The 24,154-nt window shown below is 54.6% G+C and carries 16 protein-coding genes; 12 read left to right on the top strand and 4 right to left on the bottom strand.

Annotated elements, in window-relative coordinates:
- Positions 1–90: 90 nt before the first annotated feature.
- Positions 91–3,600, bottom strand: a complete 3,510-nt coding sequence (locus R3C20_02285) for an endo-1,4-beta-xylanase (GenBank protein MEZ6039304.1) — start codon at positions 3,598–3,600, stop codon at positions 91–93.
- Between the two features lie 346 nt (positions 3,601–3,946).
- Positions 3,947–6,769 carry a PSD1 and planctomycete cytochrome C domain-containing protein gene (locus R3C20_02280; protein ID MEZ6039303.1) on the bottom strand — a complete coding sequence of 941 codons (2,823 nt, stop codon included), beginning with the start codon at positions 6,767–6,769 and terminating at the stop codon, positions 3,947–3,949.
- A 74-nt stretch (positions 6,770–6,843) separates the two neighbouring features.
- Here R3C20_02280 and R3C20_02275 point away from each other — a divergent pair, with 74 nt between their 5' ends.
- The 3 genes from R3C20_02275 to R3C20_02265 all read left to right on the top strand — a co-directional run bounded on the left by R3C20_02275 (position 6,844) and on the right by R3C20_02265 (position 8,535).
- Positions 6,844–7,059, top strand: coding sequence for a hypothetical protein (locus tag R3C20_02275; protein ID MEZ6039302.1), 216 nt, complete (start codon positions 6,844–6,846; stop codon positions 7,057–7,059).
- Positions 7,043–7,420, top strand: a complete 378-nt coding sequence (locus R3C20_02270; GenBank protein MEZ6039301.1) for a hypothetical protein — start codon at positions 7,043–7,045, stop codon at positions 7,418–7,420. The genes R3C20_02275 and R3C20_02270 overlap by 17 nt, the downstream gene beginning before the upstream one ends.
- A 314-nt stretch (positions 7,421–7,734) precedes the next feature.
- Complete coding sequence (locus R3C20_02265; GenBank protein ID MEZ6039300.1) at positions 7,735–8,535, top strand: ATP-binding protein; 801 nt, start codon at positions 7,735–7,737, stop codon at positions 8,533–8,535.
- 36 nt (positions 8,536–8,571) lie between these two features.
- Here R3C20_02265 and R3C20_02260 read toward each other — a convergent pair whose 3' ends face one another.
- A complete protein-coding gene (locus R3C20_02260) occupies positions 8,572–10,134 on the bottom strand; it encodes a sulfatase (protein ID MEZ6039299.1) in 1,563 nt (520 codons plus the stop codon).
- 187 nt (positions 10,135–10,321) lie between these two features.
- Positions 10,322–12,559, bottom strand: a complete 2,238-nt coding sequence (locus tag R3C20_02255; GenBank protein ID MEZ6039298.1) for a hypothetical protein — start codon at positions 12,557–12,559, stop codon at positions 10,322–10,324.
- 509 nt (positions 12,560–13,068) lie between these two features.
- Between R3C20_02255 and leuB the strand changes: the two genes are divergently transcribed.
- From leuB to feoB, 9 genes are all read left to right on the top strand, one after another.
- Entirely contained in the window at positions 13,069–14,142 is a 1,074-nt protein-coding gene (leuB, locus tag R3C20_02250; protein MEZ6039297.1) for a 3-isopropylmalate dehydrogenase, read from the top strand.
- A 289-nt stretch (positions 14,143–14,431) separates the two neighbouring features.
- Positions 14,432–15,622, top strand: coding sequence for a pyridoxal phosphate-dependent aminotransferase (locus tag R3C20_02245; protein MEZ6039296.1), 1,191 nt, complete (start codon positions 14,432–14,434; stop codon positions 15,620–15,622).
- 187 nt (positions 15,623–15,809) lie between these two features.
- Positions 15,810–17,294 carry a DUF1501 domain-containing protein gene (locus tag R3C20_02240; GenBank protein MEZ6039295.1) on the top strand — a complete coding sequence of 495 codons (1,485 nt, stop codon included), beginning with the start codon at positions 15,810–15,812 and terminating at the stop codon, positions 17,292–17,294.
- Positions 17,295–17,614: 320 nt separating this feature from the next.
- Positions 17,615–18,016, top strand: a complete 402-nt coding sequence (locus R3C20_02235) for a hypothetical protein (protein MEZ6039294.1) — start codon at positions 17,615–17,617, stop codon at positions 18,014–18,016.
- A 317-nt stretch (positions 18,017–18,333) separates the two neighbouring features.
- On the top strand, positions 18,334–18,903 hold the full coding sequence (locus tag R3C20_02230) for a tetratricopeptide repeat protein (protein ID MEZ6039293.1): 570 nt from the start codon (positions 18,334–18,336) through the stop codon (positions 18,901–18,903).
- A 69-nt stretch (positions 18,904–18,972) separates the two neighbouring features.
- Positions 18,973–20,061, top strand: a complete 1,089-nt coding sequence (locus R3C20_02225; protein ID MEZ6039292.1) for a calcium/sodium antiporter — start codon at positions 18,973–18,975, stop codon at positions 20,059–20,061.
- A 214-nt stretch (positions 20,062–20,275) separates the two neighbouring features.
- Positions 20,276–20,839, top strand: coding sequence for a flavodoxin family protein (locus tag R3C20_02220; protein MEZ6039291.1), 564 nt, complete (start codon positions 20,276–20,278; stop codon positions 20,837–20,839).
- 415 nt (positions 20,840–21,254) lie between these two features.
- The gene (locus R3C20_02215; GenBank protein MEZ6039290.1) at positions 21,255–21,527 is read left to right on the top strand and encodes a FeoA family protein; all 273 of its coding nucleotides are present in this window, start codon (positions 21,255–21,257) and stop codon (positions 21,525–21,527) included.
- 42 nt (positions 21,528–21,569) lie between these two features.
- The gene (gene feoB / locus R3C20_02210) at positions 21,570–23,873 is read left to right on the top strand and encodes a ferrous iron transport protein B (GenBank protein MEZ6039289.1); all 2,304 of its coding nucleotides are present in this window, start codon (positions 21,570–21,572) and stop codon (positions 23,871–23,873) included.
- Positions 23,874–24,154: the final 281 nt, after the last annotated feature.

Here is a 24,154-nt window from a genome sequence, read left to right as displayed (position 1 = left end):
AGCACCGATGTCAGCCGCAGCCTTTGGCACCCACAACGTTCAATCGATTTCATCAATAGCGTTCATCCGTTTGAACGCCCCGAAACAGCTTTATTTCGCAGGATCTTCATCTACTGCGGAAGAGGACTCACGCGATTCACCTGCCTCCCGTGCATTGACAATTGCCGCATACGCGGGCTTCACATGATTGTTCGCATCGAATAACAAAGGGTGCTGCCCCCTGCGCCATGTGCGACGATCATTCAGTCCCCAGAAAGTCACTCGTTCAATCACTTTCTCGTGCTTCCTGAAAATTTCAAACAGCTTCGAGTAGTCTTCGGCCTGAGCATTGAGGTCTTCAATCGAAGCCGGCGTGGTTTCTCGACTTCTGCGGCCGCCAATACCACCCCCGAACTGCCCACCGGATGCACCACGGATCGTGACATCCAGTTCGGTGATACTGACCTTCAAACCAAGCGAAGCATAGTCAGCGATTGCTCGATCAATGGCTTCGAACGGAACACTGCCACTGCGCCAATGCCCCTGTATTCCAACCGCATGTACCGGCGCTCCCTCTGCAAGCAGTCGCTTCAACAGCACCATTGAGCTTTCATGCTTTGGCCCGGCCTCAATATTGTAGTCGTTGTAGTACAAAACGGCTTCAGGATCCGCCGCATGCGCGAACTGAAATGCGAGCGTCAGAAATTCCGGGCCTAGTATCTGCATCCACTTTGAATCACGGAGGTGTTCTGTCTTCGCCGATTGAGCATTGCCTCCATCGTTGATTGCTTCGTTGACCACGTCCCAGCTTTGGAGTTTTCCTTTGTAACGCCCGACAAGAGTTTCAATGTGGTTCTTCATCCGCTGCCTGACAACCTCCCTGTCACCACCCTCAAAAAACCAGTCAGGAGTTTGCTGATGCCACACAAGAGTATGCCCGTGTGTTGTCATCCTGTTTTGCTCAGCCCATTGAAGCAGAGCGTCCGTCTGCTCAAACTGCCACCGATCTTCAGCAGGGTGCACCGGTGCGGGTTTCATACAGTTTTCCGGCGTGATAGCTCCAAAGTGCTCAGACGCCAGCTGGAGCTCTTCGTCGGAATAACGGGTGGGTAAGTCACCAGCCATTCCAACCAGAAACGAATCTTTGAAGGCCTCCTTTATCACACGGTCAATCCTGACCTCGGACGGGGTGGAACCAGATTCCGGCGGCGTGGAGTTTACGCTCTCAGCCATGACCTGTCTGGCAGCCGACGATCGTCTTGCAGTGGCCTTTTCGCTGGCAAATTCTCCCACTTTTCGTTGAAACACGACGGTATCTCCGTCGATGTGACCGGTGTATTGAATGCGAATCTGATTGCCGCCAAAGTTAAGTTCTTCAACGAATGAGACCGAATTACCATTCAATTCAACATCGGTGAATTCAATTTCACGCGATCGGCCGGATAACTCGGCTCTGGCTTTCGCAACAACCTGACCGCCCTGTCGGTCGAACGTCATGATGTAATCCTGGATTCCAATCTGCGTATCGAATTTCACATTCCAGGTACCCGAGAGTTTGTCTTCCGGCTGAAACAGCATTGCCCCAAATTCCCGAAGACTACGACGCCACGTCTGCCACTCGTGGGCGGTTGCCGGCGACAGATAGTAGTGAGCGTTCACGCCCAGCTGCTTCAGCTGTTCCACGCTGTCTTTCGGATCACCCCCTCGACGAGTTCGGCCGCCATCCACTTCTTTGCTGCCGTAACTCACGAACACGAGCTTCACGTTTTCCCTGAAGCCTTCAGTGCTTTCCACATCCTCCCCGGAAATTGTCGCGCCGCTGAAAAGCCCGATCTGCGAGAATTTGTCGAGATTACGAAGCGTGATCAGACGTGTTTCCATACTGCCCATCGAAAGACCTGCCATAGCACGATTGGGCTGATCTGTCAGTGTGCGGAAATGCTCGTCGACATAAGGAATCAATTCATCGACCAGAACGGTCTCGAAGTCGGTGATGTCGAAGTTTCGCAATCCACCCATGCGAACTTCGTTGGTCATGCCGTAGGTCATCACAATGATGAATGGTTTGGCTTTTCCTTCGGCAATCAGGTTGTCCATGATCAACCCTGCGTGTCCCTGGACGCTCCATCCGTATTCGTTTTCACCCCAGCCGTGTTGCAGATAAAGCACTGGATAACAGGTTTCGGGGTGGCTGTCGTAGCCTGGCGGTGTGTAAACAAACGCCCTCCGTTCGGCATTCGTACTTTTGGAATGAAAGAAGACTTCGCGAATCTGTCCATGAGGCACATTCTTCAGCGCGTAAAACTCCTGGTCATGGGCAGGAATCTCGATTCCGCTTCCCCATCGCATTGCGCCAAAGTAGTACGTACTGTTGGGATCTGGGACATGAGCACCATCAATAATTAACTCATAGTAGTGGAATCCTTCATCCAGCGGCCGGGAATATCCAATCCACGCGCCGTCCTCGCCTTTGACGAATTCAGTGCTGTCGCGAAATGTTGTCGAAACACTTTTTGCTTCGGGGGCCACAACGCGAAATTTGATGCGTCCCTGCGAGTTCACCTGTGGGTATACCTTGCCGGACTGGTTTGTTGTTGCCGGCCTGAAGTCGTCAGCAATGCCTTCGGGAGTGGTGTTCGATGCCTTGATGTCTGGCGAGGTCGGCACAGCGGTTGTGCTGCTCTCCGCGTCCATCTGTCTCTTCTGTTCGGCAGACGTGTCCTGAAACAGGAGTTGGGCAAAGTGATAAAGATTGTTGCGCCAGTGAGTCGGATCGTGCCCATGTGTATCGACGTTCCAGACGTGTGGAACATCATGCTCTTTGAGGTAACGCTGCAATCGCTGACTAAACGAAATCAGGCCGTCCTTGTTTCCGCAGGACAGCCACAATAGTTTGAGTCTTTCTTTAGTCTTTTGAGGTTCGGGCACCAATTCCTGAGGAGTCTTCGTGTTGGGCGCTGACGAGAACCCGCCGACCCAGGAAAACGTATCCAGGTGGGTAAGGCCGAAATTCAGCGACTGTCCACCGCCCATCGACAGGCCAGCCAGAGCTCGGTGTTCTCGATCTGCCTGGACGGAATAGCGTTTCTCGATCGCCGGGATGACATCTACCAGCAGGTCCTTTTCAAACACGGCAAAGGCCGGAGCACTTGCCATCACGTTTCCTTCAGCGCGATCATTCTTCTGCGCTCGCCCGTTGGGCATCACAACGATCATCGGGACGGCTTTTCCATCGGCAATCAGATTGTCGAACATCACATCCGGAGTCGCAAAACGCTGCCATTCGGTTTCGTCCCCGCCGATGCCGTGCAACAAATACAATACCGGGTACTTCGTTTCGGATGTGTATCCCGGAGGCGTGTAGACATTCATCCGACGAACTGTGCCAACCGTTTTGGATTCGTATTCAATCATCTCCAGTTTGCCACGTGGGATGTTCTCACGCGTCTCGACGATACTGTCCGCAGGATCTGGATACGTCTGCCTGTCGTCGGGGCCCAGTTCAATCGGGCCACCGAAACCGCCACGGCGGCCCCGCTCCGGGTCTTGCCCCTGTACCTTGTCAACGGTGGCGGCCAAAGGAAGGGCGCCGAGCAGAATCAGGAACAGAAGTTTTCTCATGGCGGTTCACTCGAAAAGACACAGAGAGGGGGCGATGTCAGACAAGAAGGTTCATCGGCGGGTGGGATGGACCGCTGAAATGTTCAGCTGACCTGCAGTCGGAACCACTTCATGGCACCAACGTTCCATCCCCAGACACACGATTCCTCGAAAGCCTATCATCTCAACGAATGCGGAACAACAAGCGCAGGGGTGAGAGACTTGCCAGGATTTCATACTGCCTGAGAGCCACACCAACACGATCCAAAAGACAGCTGACACAAAGAGCGGCAGTCCGGTTATGGACGAGCCGGGACGGCTGGTTTAAATCCGGGTTTGATCCGCACTGGCCGGGTGTGAGATCACTTCACGGGATAAACAGGAATTCGTTGCTGTTCAGCATCGCTCGGCAAAACGCTGTTAGCCCATACTGATCGATGAAGCTCAGACTGTCTGTCAGTTCATCAGGTGTCGGCTGTCGAGCGAAGCAAAGCAAGAACGCGTGTTGAATGTGCTTTGATGTATCACCTGAATGGTCGGCTCGCAGGCGTTCAGCGAAGGCTGCCGACTGCTGCAGTACAAAACTGCTGTTCATCAGATTCAGAGCCTGCAGCGGCGTTGTTGAACGGCTGCGTCGAGGAACCGATGAAGCCGCATCCGGACAGTCGAAAATACCAAACACAGAATCCTGTTCCTGTCGCACCTTCGTTTGGTAAATCATCCGTCGAAAATCATCACCGCTGTATTTTGATTTCGGGTGATAGTGCCGAACATTCTCCATTTCCACTTCGAAAGCGCTGAAACCCGGCCCATACATCTTCAGATTCAGCAGGCCCGTCACGGAGAGAATACTATCGCGAATCGGTTCTGCCTCGAGACGTCTTGGCGGAAATCGCCACCAGAGTTGGCATCCGGCATCCCGCAGCATGCCTGCGTCGTTCGGAGAACCGGCCTGCTGCCAGGTGGCAGATGTCAGAATCAGGCGGTGGATGTGCTTCACAGACCAGTCATGATCCATTAGCTGCCAAGCCAGAAAGTCGAGCAACTCCGGATGTGTTGGCTTCACTCCACCTTTGCCAAAATCGCTGGGAGTACTCACCAGTGCCTGACCAAAATGCCATTGCCAGATTCGATTGACGATGACACGCGCGGTCAGCGGATTCTCGGGCGACGTGATCCAATCCGCAAGAGCTTTCCGTCGCTGCTGTTCGGAAGTGTCATCATCTATTCCCAGGTCACCCAGCACTTCAATGGCAGACGGAGAAACCTGCTCGCGCTTTGCCATCGGTTCTCCGCGAAACAAACGATACGTCGGCTGCGGTGCTTCAAACGTACCAGCGTATACGGTGGAGGAATCACGCAATTGCCGCCGCCGTTCTTCAGCAGCATTAATCCGTTCAAGCAATTGTCGGCCGTGCATCGCCTGGGCATCAGAAAGCCCTGTGAAATCATATTCGACTGGTGATGGCCTGCCCGAATATGGTTGCCGATCATCCGAAGATGCGATCTCGCGCCACTGATCATCCCTCGTTGCAATCTCAATTTTGTAACCAACAGCAAGGCGGTCACGGAACTTCTTTTCCCGATCCCGTCCCCAGACAATTCGATGGATCGACCGAGGCTCTGGAAACTCAATCTGCACCCAACCCGCCCCGGATTCGTTGGAAATCCAGCTGTGGGAGTTTCCATAAAGACCATCGTTGATGTGTTTTAATTGATGAATTTCATAGCCGGGCAGGGTAGTGGAACAGGTCGCAACAGCCCCGGTGCTGGCTAGCGCTACGTTCTGGACGCCGCTGAAAACTTCAAGTTCATCAAGACAGGGCTGGGCTCCCGTTGTTGACGTGATTGTGAATCGAACGATCTGCGTTTCAACAGGCTCGAACAATTCCTCATTAAAATCCGAAGCGACGGCTGGGCGTGAGGCCTGATTCCGTTTCAGAAAAGGTTTCAGTTCGCCACGAAGTCGAGCGACTTCAGCATCCAGGTCCTTCAATTCGATCTGTTGCTCCATTGATGGTGGAACGGAACGATTCCCGTGTCGTACACCGGTAAAAATCGCCTGCAGACCGTAGTAATCCGTTTGCCGGATGGGATCGAACTTATGATTGTGGCATCGGGCACAGCCAACAGTCATCCCCAGAAAGGCTGTGCTGGTCGTGTTGATCATGTCGTCCAGTTCGTTCTGACGCTGCATCAGGGTGAGAGCAATATCCGGGCTCTTCACGATATCTACAGGGCCTGCCACCAGATAAGCCGTCGCTTCGGGAACCCCAATCGCATCGCCGACCAGCTGTTCACGCAGAAACTGATCATAGGGTTTGTCGTCATTGAATGAGCGAATCACGTAGTCTCGATAAGGCCAGGCGTTCGGACGTTCGCGATTCGTCTCGAAGCCATCGGTTTCTGCAAAGCGAACGAGGTCCAGCCAGTACCGAGCCCAGCGTTCGCCGTAATGCGAACTCTGCAGCGTACGCTCAACAAGATTGTTCCAGGCTTCGGGCAGGTCGTTGTCGGAAAAGGCACGAACACTCTTTGGACGCGGTGGAAGTCCCAGCATGACCAGAGACAAACGCCGTGCTAAGGTAGCTCGATCAGCACGCTTTGAAGGTTGCAGGTCCCTTGAAACCAATCCTTTGGCAATAAAGGCATCAATGGGGTTCTGTCGCCATTCTGCCGGCCAGGACTCAGGGACCTGCGGAATCTCGGGCTGGCGTACTGGCTGGAACGCCCAGTGGTTCAATTCAGAGGCAGCGACTTCTTCATCGGATGGCTGGTCTGCACCATACGGACCGGGCCAGTGTGCTCCCTGTTCAATCCACTTCTTCAGGACAGCAATTTCATCCGACGTCAGGACGTCATCGACATCCTTAGGCGGCATGACCTTATCCGGCTGCGCGCCTGAAACCAGTTGAATCAGATAACTGCCTTCGGCGTCTCCGGGCAACACAGCCGGTTCCCCCGAATCACCCCCGCGCAAAAGAGCCCACTTGCGATCCAGCCGAAGCTGACTTTCGCGAGTCTCTTCCCCGTGACAATCGAAACAATGTGATCGGAGTACAGGAAGGACCTGCTGCTCGAAATCCACCTGATCAACCACCGAACTGTCCAGCGCAGATACAGCGGATGCAGACAAGAACACGCTGAGCAACACAGACAGACTTTTCAGGCGGCGACGAACCACTGTCATCGAACTATCCCCTGGTGTATTGGTGGGATTGGCGGGTGGGAAATGCATTTTACAGGCAGACGGCTTTGGCTGCCATGAAGCGCCTTTCCTGGGTGTTGCCGACAAAGAGTTTCTGCTTCGACTCAAAGGATGTCCATGCGCAAACGAAAGCTGTGCAGCAGGAATCGAATGAGACGAGAAAAACAGTAGCCAAAACTGGCGTTGCCTTCCGGCAGGATTTGCTGGTAGCTTTCCCTGGCTGGCCTTTGCCGGCGAACAAGGACGTCCAAGCGCATGCCTTCCAGAATTAGACAACCCATCGGTCTCTTTGAACCAACCGGTGTTTCACCGATCAAGGTGTCTCTGCGCGTGGGCTGCATCATGCTACTGATTTTGCTGGCCGGCTGTGTCAATGCTTTCAGCACCCGATTCCCAACTGCTTACACAGCATCACCTTACGCCGAAAACATGGCCTACCAGCAGACCAATCCATTTCCCGATCCCAACATCGGGCCATCCATGGACAGCACGCCGCGCGAATATAATCGACCACGAACTGAACCTCGCCGAGCTGCTGAACAGCGACTGATGCAGGGGATTCCGATTGGCCCCGAATATGTGCCGCCCGGACCACCTCGAAGCGGCCTGCAGCGGCCTCAAGCCGTTTATTGACCCGCACCCGTGCATGTTTTGAATTTGGAAGTCACTTCATTGAGCAGTCCGAACGAACAGCGCTGATTCTCCGATCGGATGTGAATCAGCTTCAGAACCGCTCGGCATCACTCCCTGTTTTCAGGTGGGCAGAACGGACCGTTCATCCCATTCCGGCAACATCTGCCGAATCATTCAGGACCGAACGACCTCGGTATCGCGGTGCGACTGTACATACTTTGACTGGTTTGCCGATAAGGAAAGATGTCTTCGAGCGAAAACCCAATCGCCGAAGGTCGCAGAGCAACTGAATTTCAGCTGAAACTGACTGATCCATGGCGAGCCCCGAGCAGAGAATTGAAGAACTCGAAAAACACCTCCAGCAAATGGAGGAACAGCTATTCCAGGCACAGCGGCTGAGTTCCGTCGGAGCGTTGGCATCCTCGATCACGCATGAATTCAACAACATTCTGACGACCGTCATCAACTACGCCAAAATGGGCTTGCGGCACAACGATGAAAAGACGCGAACGAAAGCATTCGACCGGATCCTGAATGCGTCTCAACGAGCGTCGCGGATCACGACCGGCATGCTGGCCTACGCACGCAACAATAGTGACCGACAGGAACCAGCAGACCTCAAGAAACTTCTGGACGACGTTCTTGTGCTCGTCCAGAAGGATCTGCAGATGCATCGAATCGGCGTCGACATGGATATTTCCGGGAGCGTGTGGGCGAATGTGAACAGTAGCCAGATTCAGCAGCTCCTTATGAATCTGATCGTCAACGCGCGCCAGGCGATGAATGAGCATGGACGTCTGAAACTGACGATTCGTGATAACCCTGATGAAGGCTGGGCCGAAGTGTCCGTCGGAGATACCGGGTGCGGAATTCCAGCGGAACAGCTGAAACACATCTTTGAAGCATTCTACACCACCAAGAAGGCCGATGCGCGGGGGCAGGGCGGGACTGGTCTTGGCCTGTCGTTGTGCCGACGAATCATCGAAGCACATCAGGGACGCATCCGCGTCGAAAGTGAAGTCGGCAAGGGAACTACGTTTACCCTCAAGCTGCCCCGGAGCCAGTCGCCTGCCGGGCTCATCAGCACCGCACTGCCGGAAGCGGCTGCCAGCTGACGACTTGGTGGATGGCATCATCATAGTCGCGCGGGATCATAGTCGCGCGGGATTGACGGGCGATTGGGGAACAGTTCCCGAAGCCTTGCCTTCGAACTGTTTGCGCAGGCCGCTGGTCAGGATTTTCAGATCCGATTTTCCGGCCAGATTCCGAGTCTCGCCCGGGTCGTTCCACTGGTCGTAAAGCTCAACGCCATCCTTCCCTTCGTTCCATTCGGTGTATCGCCATCGATTTGTTCGAATGCTGCGGCCCATCACCATTCGATTGGGTTCTTTGTCCGAGACGCCTGGCCGCAGGACCTGTGTGAATGCGGGGAAGTCCCATTCTCGTTTTGGATCACGCAGAAGGGGGACCAGGCTGTGTCCCGTGGCGGTAACCGGCGTTTTCAATCCGCTGAGATGAGCCACGGTCGGCATAATATCAATGAATTCCACGATACGATCGCAGGGCTGTCCATTTCCCGAGGCGGTCCTGCCGCCGACCGTTCTTTTAATTGTGACTCCGGATTCAGATCGACCGGAATGCTCCGGCGGTACCTGAGTCAGAACTTTGTCCGGCGCGAAGATAATCAGTGGTGACCGGGCAGATTCTTCGAACAGAGTGCGTTTCTGCCAGACTCCTTCGTGCTCACCGAGGTGATAGCCATGATCGCTCCACACGACAACGATTGTGTTGTCAGTCAGCCCCATGTGTTCCACTGCGTCCAGCAATCGGCCGACCTGAGCGTCGACAAACGAAACACAGGCGTAGTAAGCCTGTAATGCTTTTCGGCAGGTCACGGCATCCAGACCATAGTTTGGCAGACGACAGTTATGGGCAAAGGCCGCCGGGGGAATATCATCCCGATCACCGGGCAGGGCAAATGGTAATTGAATCGCTTCGAGCGGATACAAGTCGAAATACTTCTTAGGCGCGACGTAGGGAGTATGTGGTCTGAAGAAGCCTACACCCAGGAAAAATGGGCGATCAACGACATCAGGGCGACTGTTCTTCTCCTGATGCTGCGCCATCCATTGAATCGCTTCGCTCGCAATCATGCCATCGGTCTGCTCATCATCGCTGCCGTCTGCCTGAAGCCAGCTTAGCGCTGCGCTGACGGGGCGATGCGGTGTTGGATTGGTGATCAGGATTTCATCCGCAACGTCGCGACCCTTCGGATTGATCACTTCGTCCCAGGATATGGCATCATCCAGACCGTTGGTGCCGATCCCTGCGGGTACGTTGTAGTGATACAATTTGCCAACCCGAGCGACGGACCATCCATTCTGACGGAACAATTGAGGCAGCGTTACGATGTTTGCCAATTCGTCCCGAAAGTGTCGATCTAAATCGTAGACGCGAACAGCGTCCGGACGAGCACCGGTCAGTACCGACGCTCGGCTGGGATTGCAGAGCGGCAACTGGCAGTAGGCATGGCTGAAGCGAACTCCCTTTTCAGCAAGACGGTCAAGGTGCGGACTCCTGACGACAGAGTTTCCGTAGCAACCAAGACACCCGGCCAGATCATCAATGGCGATCAGCAGGACATTTGGTCTGGTCTGCGTTTGAGAATCACCTGCAACGCCAGGTTCGCTGACGCTGCCAACAGGGAATGCCATGGCGACGCTGCAGGACGATGACAAGACCATCGCCATCACACATACCGCAGAGAAACAGAATTTGCCGTACAATCGGAATTTCGGGTGAAGAGTCATTGACGGCTCAATCCGTTCTTACGGGGGTTCCGGCGTGTCGAGTTCCAGCGAGGGTTCAGCCTCCACCGTTCCGAGACAGAGGCTGCTGAAACTAAGGGATCAGTTTACCGTCGTTCCGATCGATATATCGCTGCCAGCGGCGAATTGATTCACGGCGGCGGCCTGAGTCAGCATCGGCGTGGTACCCGTAACGGTCGCCAACAATTTGTTCCATTCGATAAAAGGCCAGCTCACGAGTTGCCAGGCGATCGCTGGAAAGCAGAACGACCAGTTCGGCACAGATATCCGGTGACCGGAATTCATCACTGCTTAAGCCACTGATCAATTTGAAGAGCACCGGCACTTCGTTCATCGGGAGCCGATTTTCGAGGTTCCGTCGGACCAGCTGCGATCCCGCTTCGGTCTGCAATGCAATTTTCTGAAGTCCATCAATGGCCGCTCGCCTGACAAGTTCTTCTTCTGACTGTAACAGGATTGTCATCAGAGTGCTGACGTCCCGCGAAGCCGCAACGACACGCACGGCCGCAGAACCAATCAGGGGATTGCGGTCGCTGTAATGCTGCAACGCTGGTTCGGAAATCGTTTCGGACGAAGCGAACGCGGCACTGATCTGATCGAGAATCTCTGTTTCCTGCGGAACTGGTGGAGATGTCACATCATTAACCCAGTCCATAATAGCGCCTCGTTCTGCCGCATCCGCCAGATGCAGTTCGGCGACGCTGCCATCATCAAGCGACTTCCAGAACGCAGACTGAGTCTTCGTGAGTTCGAGGCTCGATTCAGTCGCGGCATGCGACAACCGGATGGCGCCCTCCACAACAAATGCCTGAACATGAAAGTCCGAGTCCCACGGAATCAACTCGTCATCGATCGTGTCATTTGCCACTTCGCTGGATACGGCAGGAGCAATAATATCGTTTCTGACTGGCACCACGTGCAGAGCGACTTTGGTATCTGCAGTTCCCAACGACAATTCGACCTGGCCTTTTCCAAACTGCAGTACGACAGGCACGCTCGCATCATCGGCGATATTTGAGGGCTCTCGTGACAGCAGAAAGCGTCCTTCCACCGGCACAAGCCCAGAGGGTTCTGCATTGATCAGACGAAACACACTGCCGCCGGGAACCAGCATTTTCCATCCGGATTCATCCAGAGAAACGGTCGCGGAAAAATCTTCCGGCATGGCCAGAGCCACACCCTCAACATCCGAACGCCAGTCTCGAAGTCTTAACTGATCCAGAGAATTATTCGGAGCGAATCGAAGCAATCGCATCCATTCGCCGGAGTCCTGATTGCGTCCCAGCAGCATGCCATAGTCGTCACGCACAGTGACTCGATGCTGAACCGTTGAACGAACTGGATCCGGCACGGAATTGTCGGGCTGCGTTCCACCAACTGAATTGTCGGCTCCAACGGGAAGCGACCCTGCCTCTTTGCTGGCGACGTTCGTCATTGCCGCGTTTCCCGGAGGATTCGCGTTTGCCGCAGGCTGTTGCCCCACTGGTTTCGGCTCACTGACAGACGGAGTCATCCCAGGTGCTGAAGCGACCTGCGTTGAGTCAGCCGGGATTGCCGGGAACGGATCTCCGTTATCAGTGGGATTCGCCGGCGTGGCTGCGATATCCGTCTCCACATCACTATCCACATCTGTGGCTTTATCATTGCCGTCGCTACCGGGTGGCAAACCAGCAGCTTCCCCGGCGTGATTCGCCGCCAGAAGTGGCCCATCAGGATCCGGTCCCGGTGGACTTGTCAGGTGCTGATCCGTAATGACAAATCCAAGCCAGACAAGGGCCATCGCCCCCAGAATCAGCACGGGAAACCGACGTGATGCAGCTGGTCTGGCTGCCTGCGGAGTCCATTCGGGAGCTGGTGTCGCTGGCTTTGGATCGGCTGCGTTTTTTTCCACCGAACCATTATTCGAAGACTGCCTGGCGGGCTGACGAACCTTGCCAGCCGGATCCATGGAGTACAAGCGGTCGCGCATCCGCGATTCCAGAGGCACAGGGTCCCTCAAAAGTCCGATTGTCTGGTGTGTTGCAGCCACTTCAGCCAGATTCACATCAGACTTCAGGATTTCCTGTTCGATTCTTGCAACAAGTTCGGGCGTCAGCTGGTCATCCAGGTACTCGGCAACCAGGTTCGCGTCAATCATGCGAACCGATTCTGAAGTCGCGGCCAGTCGCCGACGGCGGACGACTTCCCGGATACGCTCCGCAAGTTCCGTCGCAAACGGACTCTTCGCAATTTTTTGCCCAATCTCCTTTGCATTGGCAGGAGGCAGACGGTCATCCAGGTAGGCAAGCAATGTACGCAGTGTGAGTCTCATCGTCGTGGTTCCCGTCGTTCTGTTGAGTTTCGGGTCTTTGTATCCCTGCAGGCGTGGTCCCGAATTCCTCTCGATTTGTCTGTGGCAGAAAAGTCAGGCTTCGCAGAGTCGGGCTTCGAACAGTCGGGCTTCGAACAGCCAGCCTTTCCATCCACAGGCGAGAAAAACAGTTATGAATCGCCTGTCCTTTCGCCTGAGAAACGGGCCGAATTCCGTGCGCATTCGCGTCACCATCAATAGTGCGAATCCGAATGAGGTTTCGTTCAGAAATCTGGGAAATTCTCGCTGCCGACGGGTGAAAACCTGAATTCCCGGCCGACTGAATCAGTCCAGATGGCGTTTTGCAAAGCAATTCACTTCATTCCGGAAGCCGAGCGTCCGGCAAAGTTGAAACGTTTTCGGCGTGCTCTAACCTGTGTCGCAACAGACGTGTCGAAAGATCCGTACAGTTAATTCGCGGCTGATGTTTCGCATTCAAGTCAATTTTCAGTGGTTGGAGAAGGTGGTCGATGGACGCTCGGATTGTATTGCTGCCCGGTGATGGAATTGGCCCGGAAATCATTGCTCAGGCGAAACGGGTTCTGGAAGTCATCGGCTCCCGATTCGGTCATTCGTTCGATTTGCCGGAACATGCCATCGGTGGGAATGCGATCGATGCGTGTGGGGATCCACTGCCGGATGAAACGCTGAAAGCCTGCAAAGATTCACAAGCGGTCCTGCTGGGTGCCGTTGGCGGCCCAAAATGGGACGACCCGTCTGCGAAAACTCGACCGGAGAAAGGATTGCTGAAAATCCGCCGCGAGATGGGTCTATTCGCCAATCTGCGTCCCACAAAGACATGGGATGAACTGGTGGATGCATCGCCGCTTCGTCGCGAAATCGTTCAGGGAACAGATATTCTTTTTGTTCGCGAACTGACTGGTGGAATCTATTTCGGAGAATCCGGTCGAAAAGAGCACGCGTCCGGCGAAGAAGCGTGGAATGTGATGACCTACACCACAGGTGAAATCGAACGTGTTGTTCGAGTTGCCGCAGAAGCCGCTCGCAAACGACGTGGGAAACTCACTTCCGTGGATAAAGCAAATGTGCTTGAAGTCTCGCGACTCTGGCGTCAGGTTGCCGAACGGGTGATGAAAGCCGAATTCCCCGATGTCGAATACAGCGTCGTCCTGGTGGATGCGATGGCGATGCATCTTATTTCTCGTCCGCGTGACTTCGATGTTGTGGTGACCGGCAATCTCTTTGGAGACATTCTGACCGACGAAGCATCGATGTTGCCGGGATCGCTGGGACTGCTGCCATCCGCATCCATTGGCTCCGAAGGACCGGGGCTGTTCGAACCGATTCATGGTTCAGCGCCTGACATTGCCGGCAAGAACCTTGCAAACCCGCTAGCGACGATTCTGGCAGCAGCCATGATGCTGCGTTACTCAATGAATATGAATGCCGAAGCCGACGCCATTGAAGACGTGGTCAGTCAGGTATTGAAAGCCGGCCATCGAACACGCGACATTGCCGGAGGCGGAGCATTCATCAGCACAACGGAAATGGGAGACCTGATTGTGAAAGGACTGGGGGCCTGAATGCAGCGCTGTGTTTTGGAAATTCCGCAGTTACTGGAACGCAGCGTGCCGACATTTGCCCTGGAAGATGTCCATTCTATGGCCGGGATTGCATTGGCATCGCCCGGCATCTCGCCAACAAGAATCCACACGTCGTTTCAAGACCACACATTTGGGCGTCAATCATAGCGGAGCTGTGAGCCTCTCCGAGCATCAGGAGTCTCATGACTGCTGTGATACGTTTTGAAATGTCCTGTATTACACCAACATTCATTTATTGTTTCACTTTTCTTTCGGGACGACTGTCGCCATGCACACGTCTGCACTTGTGAATTTGCTTAAGCCATCTGAAACTCTGGCCGCCGCGGCAAAGGCCCGCGAACTGCGGGCTCGTGGCATCGATGTGATGGAATTCACACTGGGAGAACCCGACTTCATTACCCCAAAACACATCCGCGATGCGGCGGTGCAGGCGATGGAGGCGGGGCACACGCATTACACAGCAGCAACCGGCATCCAGGAGTTGAAACAGGCAATCTGTGACGCTTTCCAGCGCGACCACGGAGTGACCTACAAGCCGTCGGAAGTGACAATCTCGAACGGCGCGAAGCATTGTCTGCACAACGTATTAGTGGCCGTTTGCGAACCCGGCGATGAAGTCATTATTCCGACGCCGTACTGGGTCAGCTATTCGGCACTTGTTGAGCTTGTCGGCGCCAGACCTGTCCTCGTCGAGACTACCGAGGCCGAAGGATTCTGCCTTTCTGCAGACAAGTTTCGAGCCGCCTGCACTCCCAAAACCCGCATGCTGATGCTGAACAGCCCCAGCAATCCGACCGGCGGCGTCTACCCTGTTGAAATGCTCGAAGCGCTGGCTCAGGTCGCGGTGGAAAAAGACATCGTCGTCTTGTCTGACGAGATTTACGACAAGCTCATCTACCCGGGCTATTCATTCCGTTCATTCGCATCATTCGGCGAAGAAGTCCGAAAGCGAACCGTCATTGTGAACGGCGTTAGCAAAGCCTACGCAATGACCGGATGGCGAATTGGCTGGACTCTCGCGCCAGAGAACGTCAGTGGAGCCATTAACAAGCTTCAAAGTCAGCAAACATCCAATCCCTGCAGCATCAGCCAGTACGCCGCTTTGGCGGCACTAAACGGTCCGCAGGAATGTGTCGCAGAAATGAATGAACATTTCATCAAGCGTCGTGAGTATGTGCTGAGTCGCCTGAAGGCAATCCCGGGTTTGACGATGGCGGATCCTGGCGGAGCGTTCTACGCATTCTTCAATGTCAGCTACTATTTCGGTAAGCCACTGATGGGTGGACCCGCTGTTGATAACGCCACTGATTTCTGCACCGCACTGCTGGAACGCGCTCACGTCGCCACTGTCAGCGGTGATGCGTTTGGTGCACCCGGCTACGTTCGCATGTCCTTCGCAACCAGCATGGAAAATCTTCAAAAGGGCCTGGATGCGCTGGAGCGTTTCCTGACATCGTAAGCCGATTTTGGGCGAACCTGACATCGTGAAATCAGCATCCTGCCTGGGAGTCAGCGGAATTCAGCATTCGGGTTCAGCGACCAGCGAATCTGTGGCATCTGCACCTCCATCGGGCCCCGTGTTTCCAGAACACGGGGCCTTTTGCATATGATCCGGCTTCCCAACGAGAGAATTACCGAGGTCCAACATGCTGAATCGCCGCCGATTCCTTTCTGACTCCGCAACTGGTTTGAGCCATATCGCGCTGGCGTCCCTGTTCGCGCAGCAGGGACTTCTGAAGGCCAGCGATGAATCCGGACCGACCACAAGCATCTCCGGAAAATCTCCAATACGTCCGGAGATTTCACCTGACAACCCATTTGCAGCTCGCGCACCACACTTCGCTGCCAAAGCGAAGCGAGTCGTGGTCATCTTCTGTTCGGGAGCCTGCAGCCAACTGGATACCTTTGACTATAAGCCTGCTCTGATTGAACGTCACGGACAGGCAATGCCGGGAAGCGACAAACTCATTACGTTCCAGGGAGAGCAGGGCAATCTCACCAAAAGTCCCTGGACTTTCCGGCCTCGCGGCGAGTCAGGCAAAATGATTTCGGACTTGGTTCCACATATCGGAGCAATGGCAGATGACATCTGCTTTCTGCACTCGATTCAGGGAAAGACCAACACCCATGGACCGGGTGAGAACTATATGTCCACCGGCTTTACACTCGATGGCTTTCCTTCCATGGGGGCCTGGTGTTCCTACGCTCTGGGCACGGAAAACGAAAATCTCCCAGCCTATGCGGCAATTCCAGATCCGCGAGGAACCCCGCAATCATCCGTCAACAACTGGGGACCAGGCTTCCTGCCGGCAGCGTTTCAGGGAACAGATTTCAACGCCGCTCACCCCATCCGCAATCTCGCGCGACCATCGTCCATTGACCAGACGACCGACCAGGCGACGATGAGTTTTCTGAAACGCATGAATGAACGCCATCTGGAGCGTTTCCCAGCGGATTCCGAACTGGCGGCTCGCATCAGCAGCTATGAACTGGCTGCCAAAATGCAGCTCAGTATCCCCGAAGTCAGCAACATCGCCGGCGAATCCGAATCGACATTGCGGTATTACGGCGCCGACGATTCGCAAAACCCGTTAAAAGCTGCTTTCGCTCGCAACTGTATTCTGGCACGCAGGCTGCTGGAAAAGGGCGTTCGGTTTGTGCAGCTGTTCAACGGTGCCTACCAAACCGGCGGTGAAGGTGTGAGTAACTGGGACGGACACAAAGCGTTACAACAACAATACAGTATTCACGGGCCTGTTCTGGACCAGCCAACGGCCGCATTGTTAGGTGACCTGAAACAACGAGGGTTGCTCAAAGATACTCTGGTCGTGTGGTGTACAGAATTTGGTCGGATGCCAACCTTCCAGAAAGGCGCGAGTGGCCGCGACCACAACCCCGATGGATTTACATGCTGGCTGGCCGGTGCAGGAGTTAAAGCACCATTCAGCTGGGGAGCCACCGACGAATTCGGCCATAAAGCCGTTCAGGACATTGTGACGGTACACGACTTCCACGCCACGATCCTGCATCTGCTGGGACTCGACCATGAACGTCTAACCTTCTATTACAACGGACTTGAACGAAGGCTCACCGATGTCGAAGGACATGTCGTCCGGGATATCCTCTCGTGATTGAGTCCAGGGTGCGGCGAAACACTTGAGAACAGCGTTCGGCGAAGCCAACCGCAGCAGGATTCACAAGAATCCCCGCGCGACCCGCAGATCCTGAGGCTCCCGCTTCCCGGTATGAAACGACGGTTGACAACAGCGAGCCGTGCCTCGTCCACGACTGAGATTCTCTAAAACAACTGCTTGCTCATTCTTTATGATTTGCCGATAATGATTTGATCAGCGGACAAAACTCCGAAGACCTGAGTGTCAGTGTCTCGGCTGAGCCGTTCTCCTGCAGCTGCATTCAATTGTACGCCAACGCCAACTTAAACGCCGACGGAATGAATTCGCTCTTAAGTAGCCGATTTCATGCGTCATTGCGTTCCCGCATCAATCCTCAAAGTGCGTTGCTCGCTGCCTGCATACTCTTCACCATCGGATTTGCCTGCTTCACGTCGGCAACAATTCGCGGTGGCGAAAGCTCCGACGTCCCTGCTACCGAAAAACTTGAGCAGCCGGACGCCGGCGGCATAGCTTCACGAATCAACGAACGTATCTCTTCGGGTCAGCTGCCACGTGAATGGAGCAGGACAGAAGCGCATTCGGCTGACTTCTGCGGACCTCGTCACCATGTTGACAGAACCGTGGCACGCCCCACTCATCGCTGGGGATACGGCCCGCACGGAGCTCCGGTTTCTGCCGCCCCAACACTGTTTATGCTCGGTGTTCTGCTGCGGCCCTGATTCTTTCTGCCCGGGAACAACATCGTTATTGGTCCCAGGGATCAGATCCCTGCCGGGACCATCGCGTAGTCAAATTGATTCCGGACTTTCCTGCGCGCGGTGAAACCCCTCTCCAAATCCGGCGGGCCGCATTCCATCGTGAATGATTTCCGAAACGGCCCTAACAAGTCTGTGCACCCAACCCTGAAAACCGTTGCAGGATTCCAGACTTGAAGCAGAGCGAATCCGGCAAGAGTTGGTTCTCCGGCAGTCGCGACTTCGTCGTTCGTAAAACGTAATCCAAATGAAAATTGCCACATGGTTTTGAAAGTGCAGTCATGAGCTCATCAAAGAAAACTCAAAAACTTTCCCCTGCAGAGTTTCTACAATTGGTTGTCACAGTTGCAGAATCGGGCAGATACGAAGAGGCCTTACGAATCGCCGCAGACGCGGTGGAACAAAGCCCTGACCTCAGGAACGTGCGCGGCGTCTGCCTGATGCGGATGGGGCGAGCCAGGGAAGCCGTCCAACTCTATCGATCCTACATCCTGGCTCCCAATTGTACCTGGATGAGAACCGATCTTCCGGTGATTCACCGAACGAACTTTGCCACTGCTCTGATGCTTGCCGGGCTGACATTGGGTGGGCGGGATTCGCTTTCAGAAATTCGCGAAGTGGACCATCCATCGGTCGTACGCTTGAAACAGTCGCTGGCTGAATGGCAACGCAAGCTGGCCTGGTGGCAGCGAATTTGGTTCCGGATGGGGATCGCGCCTGAGATTCCGGTCGAGATTCGGTTCATCCCCGGAGATCTGGTGGATGTTGCCACCAGCATTTCGCCTGTCGATGGATCATCCAGACTCCCAGGACCTCCAACCGGTGCGGTGACACTTCGGCAGACTATCTAACGTAGACAGAACGCTGATCATCTGGCCCGAGATTTGTTTTCATTATCGCAATTCCTGGAGTTACTCTGGATGTGGACCGTCTTCATCATCGTTACTGGTTTGGTGGCTCTTGTTGCGGGTGCCGAGCTACTTGTGCGTGGCGCGTCTCATATTGCCGCGTTTTGGGGCGTCTCGCCATTAATCGTCGGATTAACGGTGGTCGCGTTTGGAACAAGCGCGCCCGAAATGGCAGTATCTGTTGCGGCCACACTGGAAGGACGAGCCGACATTGCCGTCGGTAACGTGGTTGGCAGCAACGTGTTCAATGTCCTGTTGATCCTCGGATTATCGGCAGTCGTCATCCCGCTGAAAGTGAACCAGAAGCTGGTACGTTTTGACGTGCCTCTCATGATTGCAGCCTCAATATCTATGAGCCTGATGGGACAGGACGGGACAATCAGTCGAATGGAAGGGGGGCTGCTGTTTTCGGGACTGTTCGCTTACACGGCCTGGTGTATTCTGGTGGGCAATCGCGAATCAGCAGACATCTGCGAAGAATATGGTGAAGCGTTCGGTGAAAAGACCGCCACCAGTTCCAAAGCCGGAACAAAGCGCGGGGGCAACTTGTTCTGTCAATTTCTGTGGATCATTGGAGGCCTGGTATTGCTGGTATTCGGAGCGCGTTGGCTTGTTGACGGCGCCACAACTGTGGCTCGGGGATTAGGAGTCAGCGAACTGGTCATCGGACTTACCATCGTCGCGGGTGGGACATCGCTTCCGGAACTCGCCACTTCCATCATCGCAGCCATCAGGGGCGAGCGCGATATCGCGGTTGGAAACGTTGTCGGCAGCAACCTCTTCAATATTCTGGGGGTTCTGGGACTCGCCGCGCTGACAGGACCGAACGGTGTCCCTGTCGCAGGACAGGCTCTTTCGTTTGATATTCCTGTGATGGTTATCGTCGCAGCAGCGTGCCTGCCAATCTTCTTTACGGGGCATCAAATCTCCCGTTTGGAGGGCAGCTTGTTCCTGGGATACTACTTCGCTTACACGTCCGCATTGATTCTGATGGCAACCAGCAGTAGCCTTCTGCCTCAGTTCGAGCAAGCCATTCTGTTAATCGTGATCCCAATGACTATCGTCATAGTCATGATCGAAAAATATCGGTCGGTGGGATAGTGACAACAAAACGCTGCGAAGAATGGGCTGTGCTGAACGACGGTATTGCACGGATCGACTCGATGTTGCAGATCATTTGCGTAACAACGGGTGCTTTGGCTTGTCCACTCAGACAGGCGTGATCGAATTCCGAACAGGGGTACGACAAGGTTTATTTCTTCAGCGACGTCACGGACCCACCATCAGACCCGTTTGAATTCAACAGGGGACAATCGTGTCAAAAGTCCTGGTATTGTATCACTCGAATACTCAGAACACTCAGTTGATGGCCTCACTGGTTGCTGACGGTGCCCGTCAGCTGACTGGTACGGATGTTCGCTTGAAGAGCATTTCTGAAGCCGATCACACAGATCTGGACTGGTGCGATGGTCTGGCGCTGGGATCGCCTACCAACTACGGCACTGTCAGCTGGCAGATGAAGCAGTGGTGGGACGAGCAACCCATTGAGAACTGGGGCCGGCGTGACGGAAAGATCGGTTGCGTGTTCTCCTCGGCCGGAGCGTGGGGGGGCGGGCAGGAATGGACCTGTCTCACATTGATGTCCATTCTGATCAACTATGGCTTTCTGGTGTTTGGACTTACGGACTACACCGGAATGAAATTCTCAGCTCACTATGGAGCGGTCTGCGCAGGGCCACCTGTGAAAGATGCCGAACAGGAAGCTTGTCGTCGACTGGGACGCCGCCTGGCCGAATGGACCGCACGTATGATCGACGGACGTCACGACGCTCACCCGCTCCAACAGTCCTACGAACGTTTTCAGGACCTCGGAAAGTAGTGGGGGACGGTGACTCAGGATTTCAGAGCCCTTATCCTCGATCAAACCCCAACTTTCGAATTCCGCCTTCGTTTGGACGAATCGTACGATACAGGTTCGACCTGTTCGAAGTCGAAGGGGGCAATCACCGGCCTTCTGGTTCTTCGCAGGAAGTTACGAATTCAGGGCGGGCAAATCGCTGTTTCTGTGCCGGAACGGGGGAAAACACGACGTTTGTCACAGACATCCCGTTCTCAGAAATTCCTGAGATTTCATGGAAAACTGCTGCAAAGTCTGTGGTCGATAGCCACGGCGGAGCGATAGAATTGGGGCGGTTGTGAGATTGAGTCTCACTTTCGCCTTCCCTGAAAGCTCCGGGACCCATTCTTTCACAGAGTGTTGTCTCCCCTCCGCTTTCCTAAATGGTGGATGTCTTGTGGAAACGCTTCGCCTCACCGAACTACAGCCTGGTCAATCCGGAATCGTTACCGGAATGTGCAACTCCTGTCGGCTCGCGACCCGCCTGATGGAATTGGGCGTTGTTCCCGGAGCCACGATTGAGGTACTGCGAAAGGCACCATTCGGCGACCCGATTCAATATCGCATTTGCGGGACCGTGATTTCCATGCGTTCGGTCGAGGCCGCATGTGTCAAGATCTGCCAGGAATCAACATCCGGCATCCAAGCCGCGGTCGTCTCTGCTGGCTAAAAGTCGGTTGAGTCCCCATTCGCACGAAAGACGTCGCCCGCGATGTCGCTTCCGAAAAAACAACACAGCGCTCCTTTACGCGTTGTTCTGATTGGTAATCCGAACACAGGCAAGAGCACATTGTTCAATGCTCTTGCCGGCATGAATGTGCGAACCGGTAACTACCCGGGCGTCACCGTCGAGCAGAAGTCCGCAAGGGTGCTTTGGCAGGCCCTTCCAATTGACCTGGTGGATTTGCCAGGCACCTACAGTCTGTCGCCCCGGTCCGCCGATGAGATGGTTCCGGTCAATGTTCTGACAGGTTGTGATGGAACCGAACCGCCGGACGTCGTTGTCTGTATCTGTAACGCCGCTGCCCTCGAACGAAACCTGTTCCTGTTCACCCAGGTGCGCGAGATAGGGAAGCCCCTGGTCCTGTGCCTGAACATGTGGGACACTGCTGAGCAGTCGGGGATCTCGATCGATCTGTCAGAATTGTCTCGCCTGCTGGACGTGCCCGTTGTCACCACATCCGCCATAAAACGCACCGGATTGATTGAGCTTCAGAATGCTGTTGTCAAAGCGCATCGAGATCATCAGTCGATGTCAGCCGCGCCCGCGAATCCGACGGGCAGTCAACCACTGGCAGAGCCCCAAAATGACGGAGCGGCCGACCCCTCCGTTGCTCGGATCCTTCCATTGCCATTCCGGGAGGCCGTCGATCATCTGTCGAACTGGCTCACAGAAGCCGGGTGCCCGGAAGAACAATGCACGCCTTTCCTGATTAGCCGTAGTTTGCTGGATCCGGACGGATCTGTCGAACAGATGCTGTCGCGTACAACGAGTCACGAATATGCAATTCAGGTTGCACAGGTCCGCGATAAACTGGCCGAGCTTAACATTCCAGTCCCGGAAGTCGAGGCGACTCAGCGATACGCGTTCATCAAAGGATTGCTCGCAACCACAGTGGTTCCGCCGGCAACGGCAAAGCGATCCATCAGCGATTCAATTGATGCCTGGCTGACCCACCGAATCTTCGGTTTTGCGATTTGCCTTGCTGTAATGTTGTTGGTGTTTTCCACGATTTACTGGTTTTCCCAGCCGCTGAGTGAACTTGTTGAGAATGGTGTTGGCTGGGTCGGTGACAGAATCACAGCGTCGATGTCGCCGGGACTGCTTCGCAGTTTGCTGGTGGATGGAATTGTTGCGGGAGTCGGATCGGTACTGGTCTTCCTTCCTCAAATCAGCTTGTTGTTCTTGTTTATTGCACTGCTCGAAGACTGCGGCTACATGGCGCGCGCGGCATTCATGATGGACCGCCTGATGGCTCTGGTTGGTTTAAGCGGCCGATCGTTTGTTCCGCTGATGTCCTCTTTTGCATGTGCAGTACCAGGCGTTATGGCGACGCGAGTGATTGAAGATCGCCGCGATCGATTTGTCACAATTCTCATCGCACCGTTGATGAGCTGCTCTGCAAGACTGCCGGTTTATTTGCTGATGATTGGCATGTTTGTCCCCGACAAACGTTATCTTGGAGGATGGTTGCCACTTCACGCCGTCGTGCTGCTCGCAATCAGCATGCTGGGGCTGGTGATCGCAATCCCAACCGCATTCCTTCTTCGCAGGACATTTTTCCGGGGCGAACCATCCGCATTTCTCATGGAGCTGCCTGACTACCGAATGCCATCATTTCGGGTGACTGCCCACCGTGTCTTTGACAGTTCTCGGTCGTTTATAGAGAACGCTGGCACGCTGATCTTTGCAACGACCGTCATCATCTGGGCTGTCGGATCGTTCCCGGGCTCTCATGAAGAACGATTCGCACTGATGACGCAAATCGAATCGCTCGAATCAACCATTGAAAGCAATCCGCAGCCGGAACAGGTACGTGAAGAGACGGAATCGCAAATCAGTGAACTGACGGAAAAGCTGAACGCAATCAACGCCAGTCTGCTGGAAAACAGTATTCTGGGCAGAATAGGGCACGCCGTTGAACCAACGGTGCGACCACTGGGCTGGGACTGGAGAATCGGAATGGGGGTCATCGCTTCGTTTCCGGCTCGAGAAGTCGTCATTGCAACCCTTGGAACCATTTTCAGCATGGGGGCGGACGTCGATGAAGAACACGAAGGACTCAAAGGCGCATTGCTGCAGGCCAGACACGCAGACGGCACTCCTGTGTTCAATTTGCCTGTAGCCATCGGGATCATGGTATTCTTTGCACTTTGCGCGCAGTGTGTCTCCACGCTGGCAGTCATCAAACGCGAAACGAATTCGTGGCGATGGCCTGTTTTCTCTTTTGCCTATATGACCGCACTTGGCTGGTTTGGAGCATTCCTGTGCTACCAAATCGGATCAAGGCTTTGATGCGGCCTAGCCTTCTGCTATCGACGGCCGTCGATCTTTCAAGAAGTGCCTGAACGATGAACGGACAGGAAATCGGGGCCCTGGCACTGATCCTTGCTTCAGCTGCGGTCCTGTTGCAAAAGCTGGCTCGCTGGTGGAATCCCGATGCAGGCACCCCCAGCCCATGCGGGACATGCGGCGGAATCGGATGTGCGTCCAAATCCACGAACCAACACTGCCACCCCGGCTCCGACTCCCCAGAATCCGGCTCTCCCGAACTTTCAACACCTGAAAATGACCAA

The sequence above is a fragment of the Planctomycetaceae bacterium genome, from assembly GCA_041398825.1.
Lineage (GTDB): Bacteria > Planctomycetota > Planctomycetia > Planctomycetales > Planctomycetaceae > F1-80-MAGs062.
Note: the sequence above shows the minus strand (reverse complement) of the source record. Positions and strands in the feature narration are given on the sequence as shown.

Coding starts and splice junctions, on each gene's coding strand:
- R3C20_02285 (MEZ6039304.1), bottom strand. CDS start 3,600: ATGAGAAAACTTCTGTTCCTGATTCTGCTCGGCGCCCTTCCTTTGGCC.
- R3C20_02280 (MEZ6039303.1), bottom strand. CDS start 6,769: ATGACAGTGGTTCGTCGCCGCCTGAAAAGTCTGTCTGTGTTGCTCAGC.
- R3C20_02275 (MEZ6039302.1), top strand. CDS start 6,844: ATGAAGCGCCTTTCCTGGGTGTTGCCGACAAAGAGTTTCTGCTTCGAC.
- R3C20_02270 (MEZ6039301.1), top strand. CDS start 7,043: ATGCCTTCCAGAATTAGACAACCCATCGGTCTCTTTGAACCAACCGGT.
- R3C20_02265 (MEZ6039300.1), top strand. CDS start 7,735: ATGGCGAGCCCCGAGCAGAGAATTGAAGAACTCGAAAAACACCTCCAG.
- R3C20_02260 (MEZ6039299.1), bottom strand. CDS start 10,134: ATGGCATTCCCTGTTGGCAGCGTCAGCGAACCTGGCGTTGCAGGTGAT.
- R3C20_02255 (MEZ6039298.1), bottom strand. CDS start 12,559: ATGAGACTCACACTGCGTACATTGCTTGCCTACCTGGATGACCGTCTG.
- leuB (MEZ6039297.1), top strand. CDS start 13,069: ATGGACGCTCGGATTGTATTGCTGCCCGGTGATGGAATTGGCCCGGAA.
- R3C20_02245 (MEZ6039296.1), top strand. CDS start 14,432: ATGCACACGTCTGCACTTGTGAATTTGCTTAAGCCATCTGAAACTCTG.
- R3C20_02240 (MEZ6039295.1), top strand. CDS start 15,810: ATGCTGAATCGCCGCCGATTCCTTTCTGACTCCGCAACTGGTTTGAGC.
- R3C20_02235 (MEZ6039294.1), top strand. CDS start 17,615: ATGAATTCGCTCTTAAGTAGCCGATTTCATGCGTCATTGCGTTCCCGC.
- R3C20_02230 (MEZ6039293.1), top strand. CDS start 18,334: ATGAGCTCATCAAAGAAAACTCAAAAACTTTCCCCTGCAGAGTTTCTA.
- R3C20_02225 (MEZ6039292.1), top strand. CDS start 18,973: ATGTGGACCGTCTTCATCATCGTTACTGGTTTGGTGGCTCTTGTTGCG.
- feoB (MEZ6039289.1), top strand. CDS start 21,570: ATGTCGCTTCCGAAAAAACAACACAGCGCTCCTTTACGCGTTGTTCTG.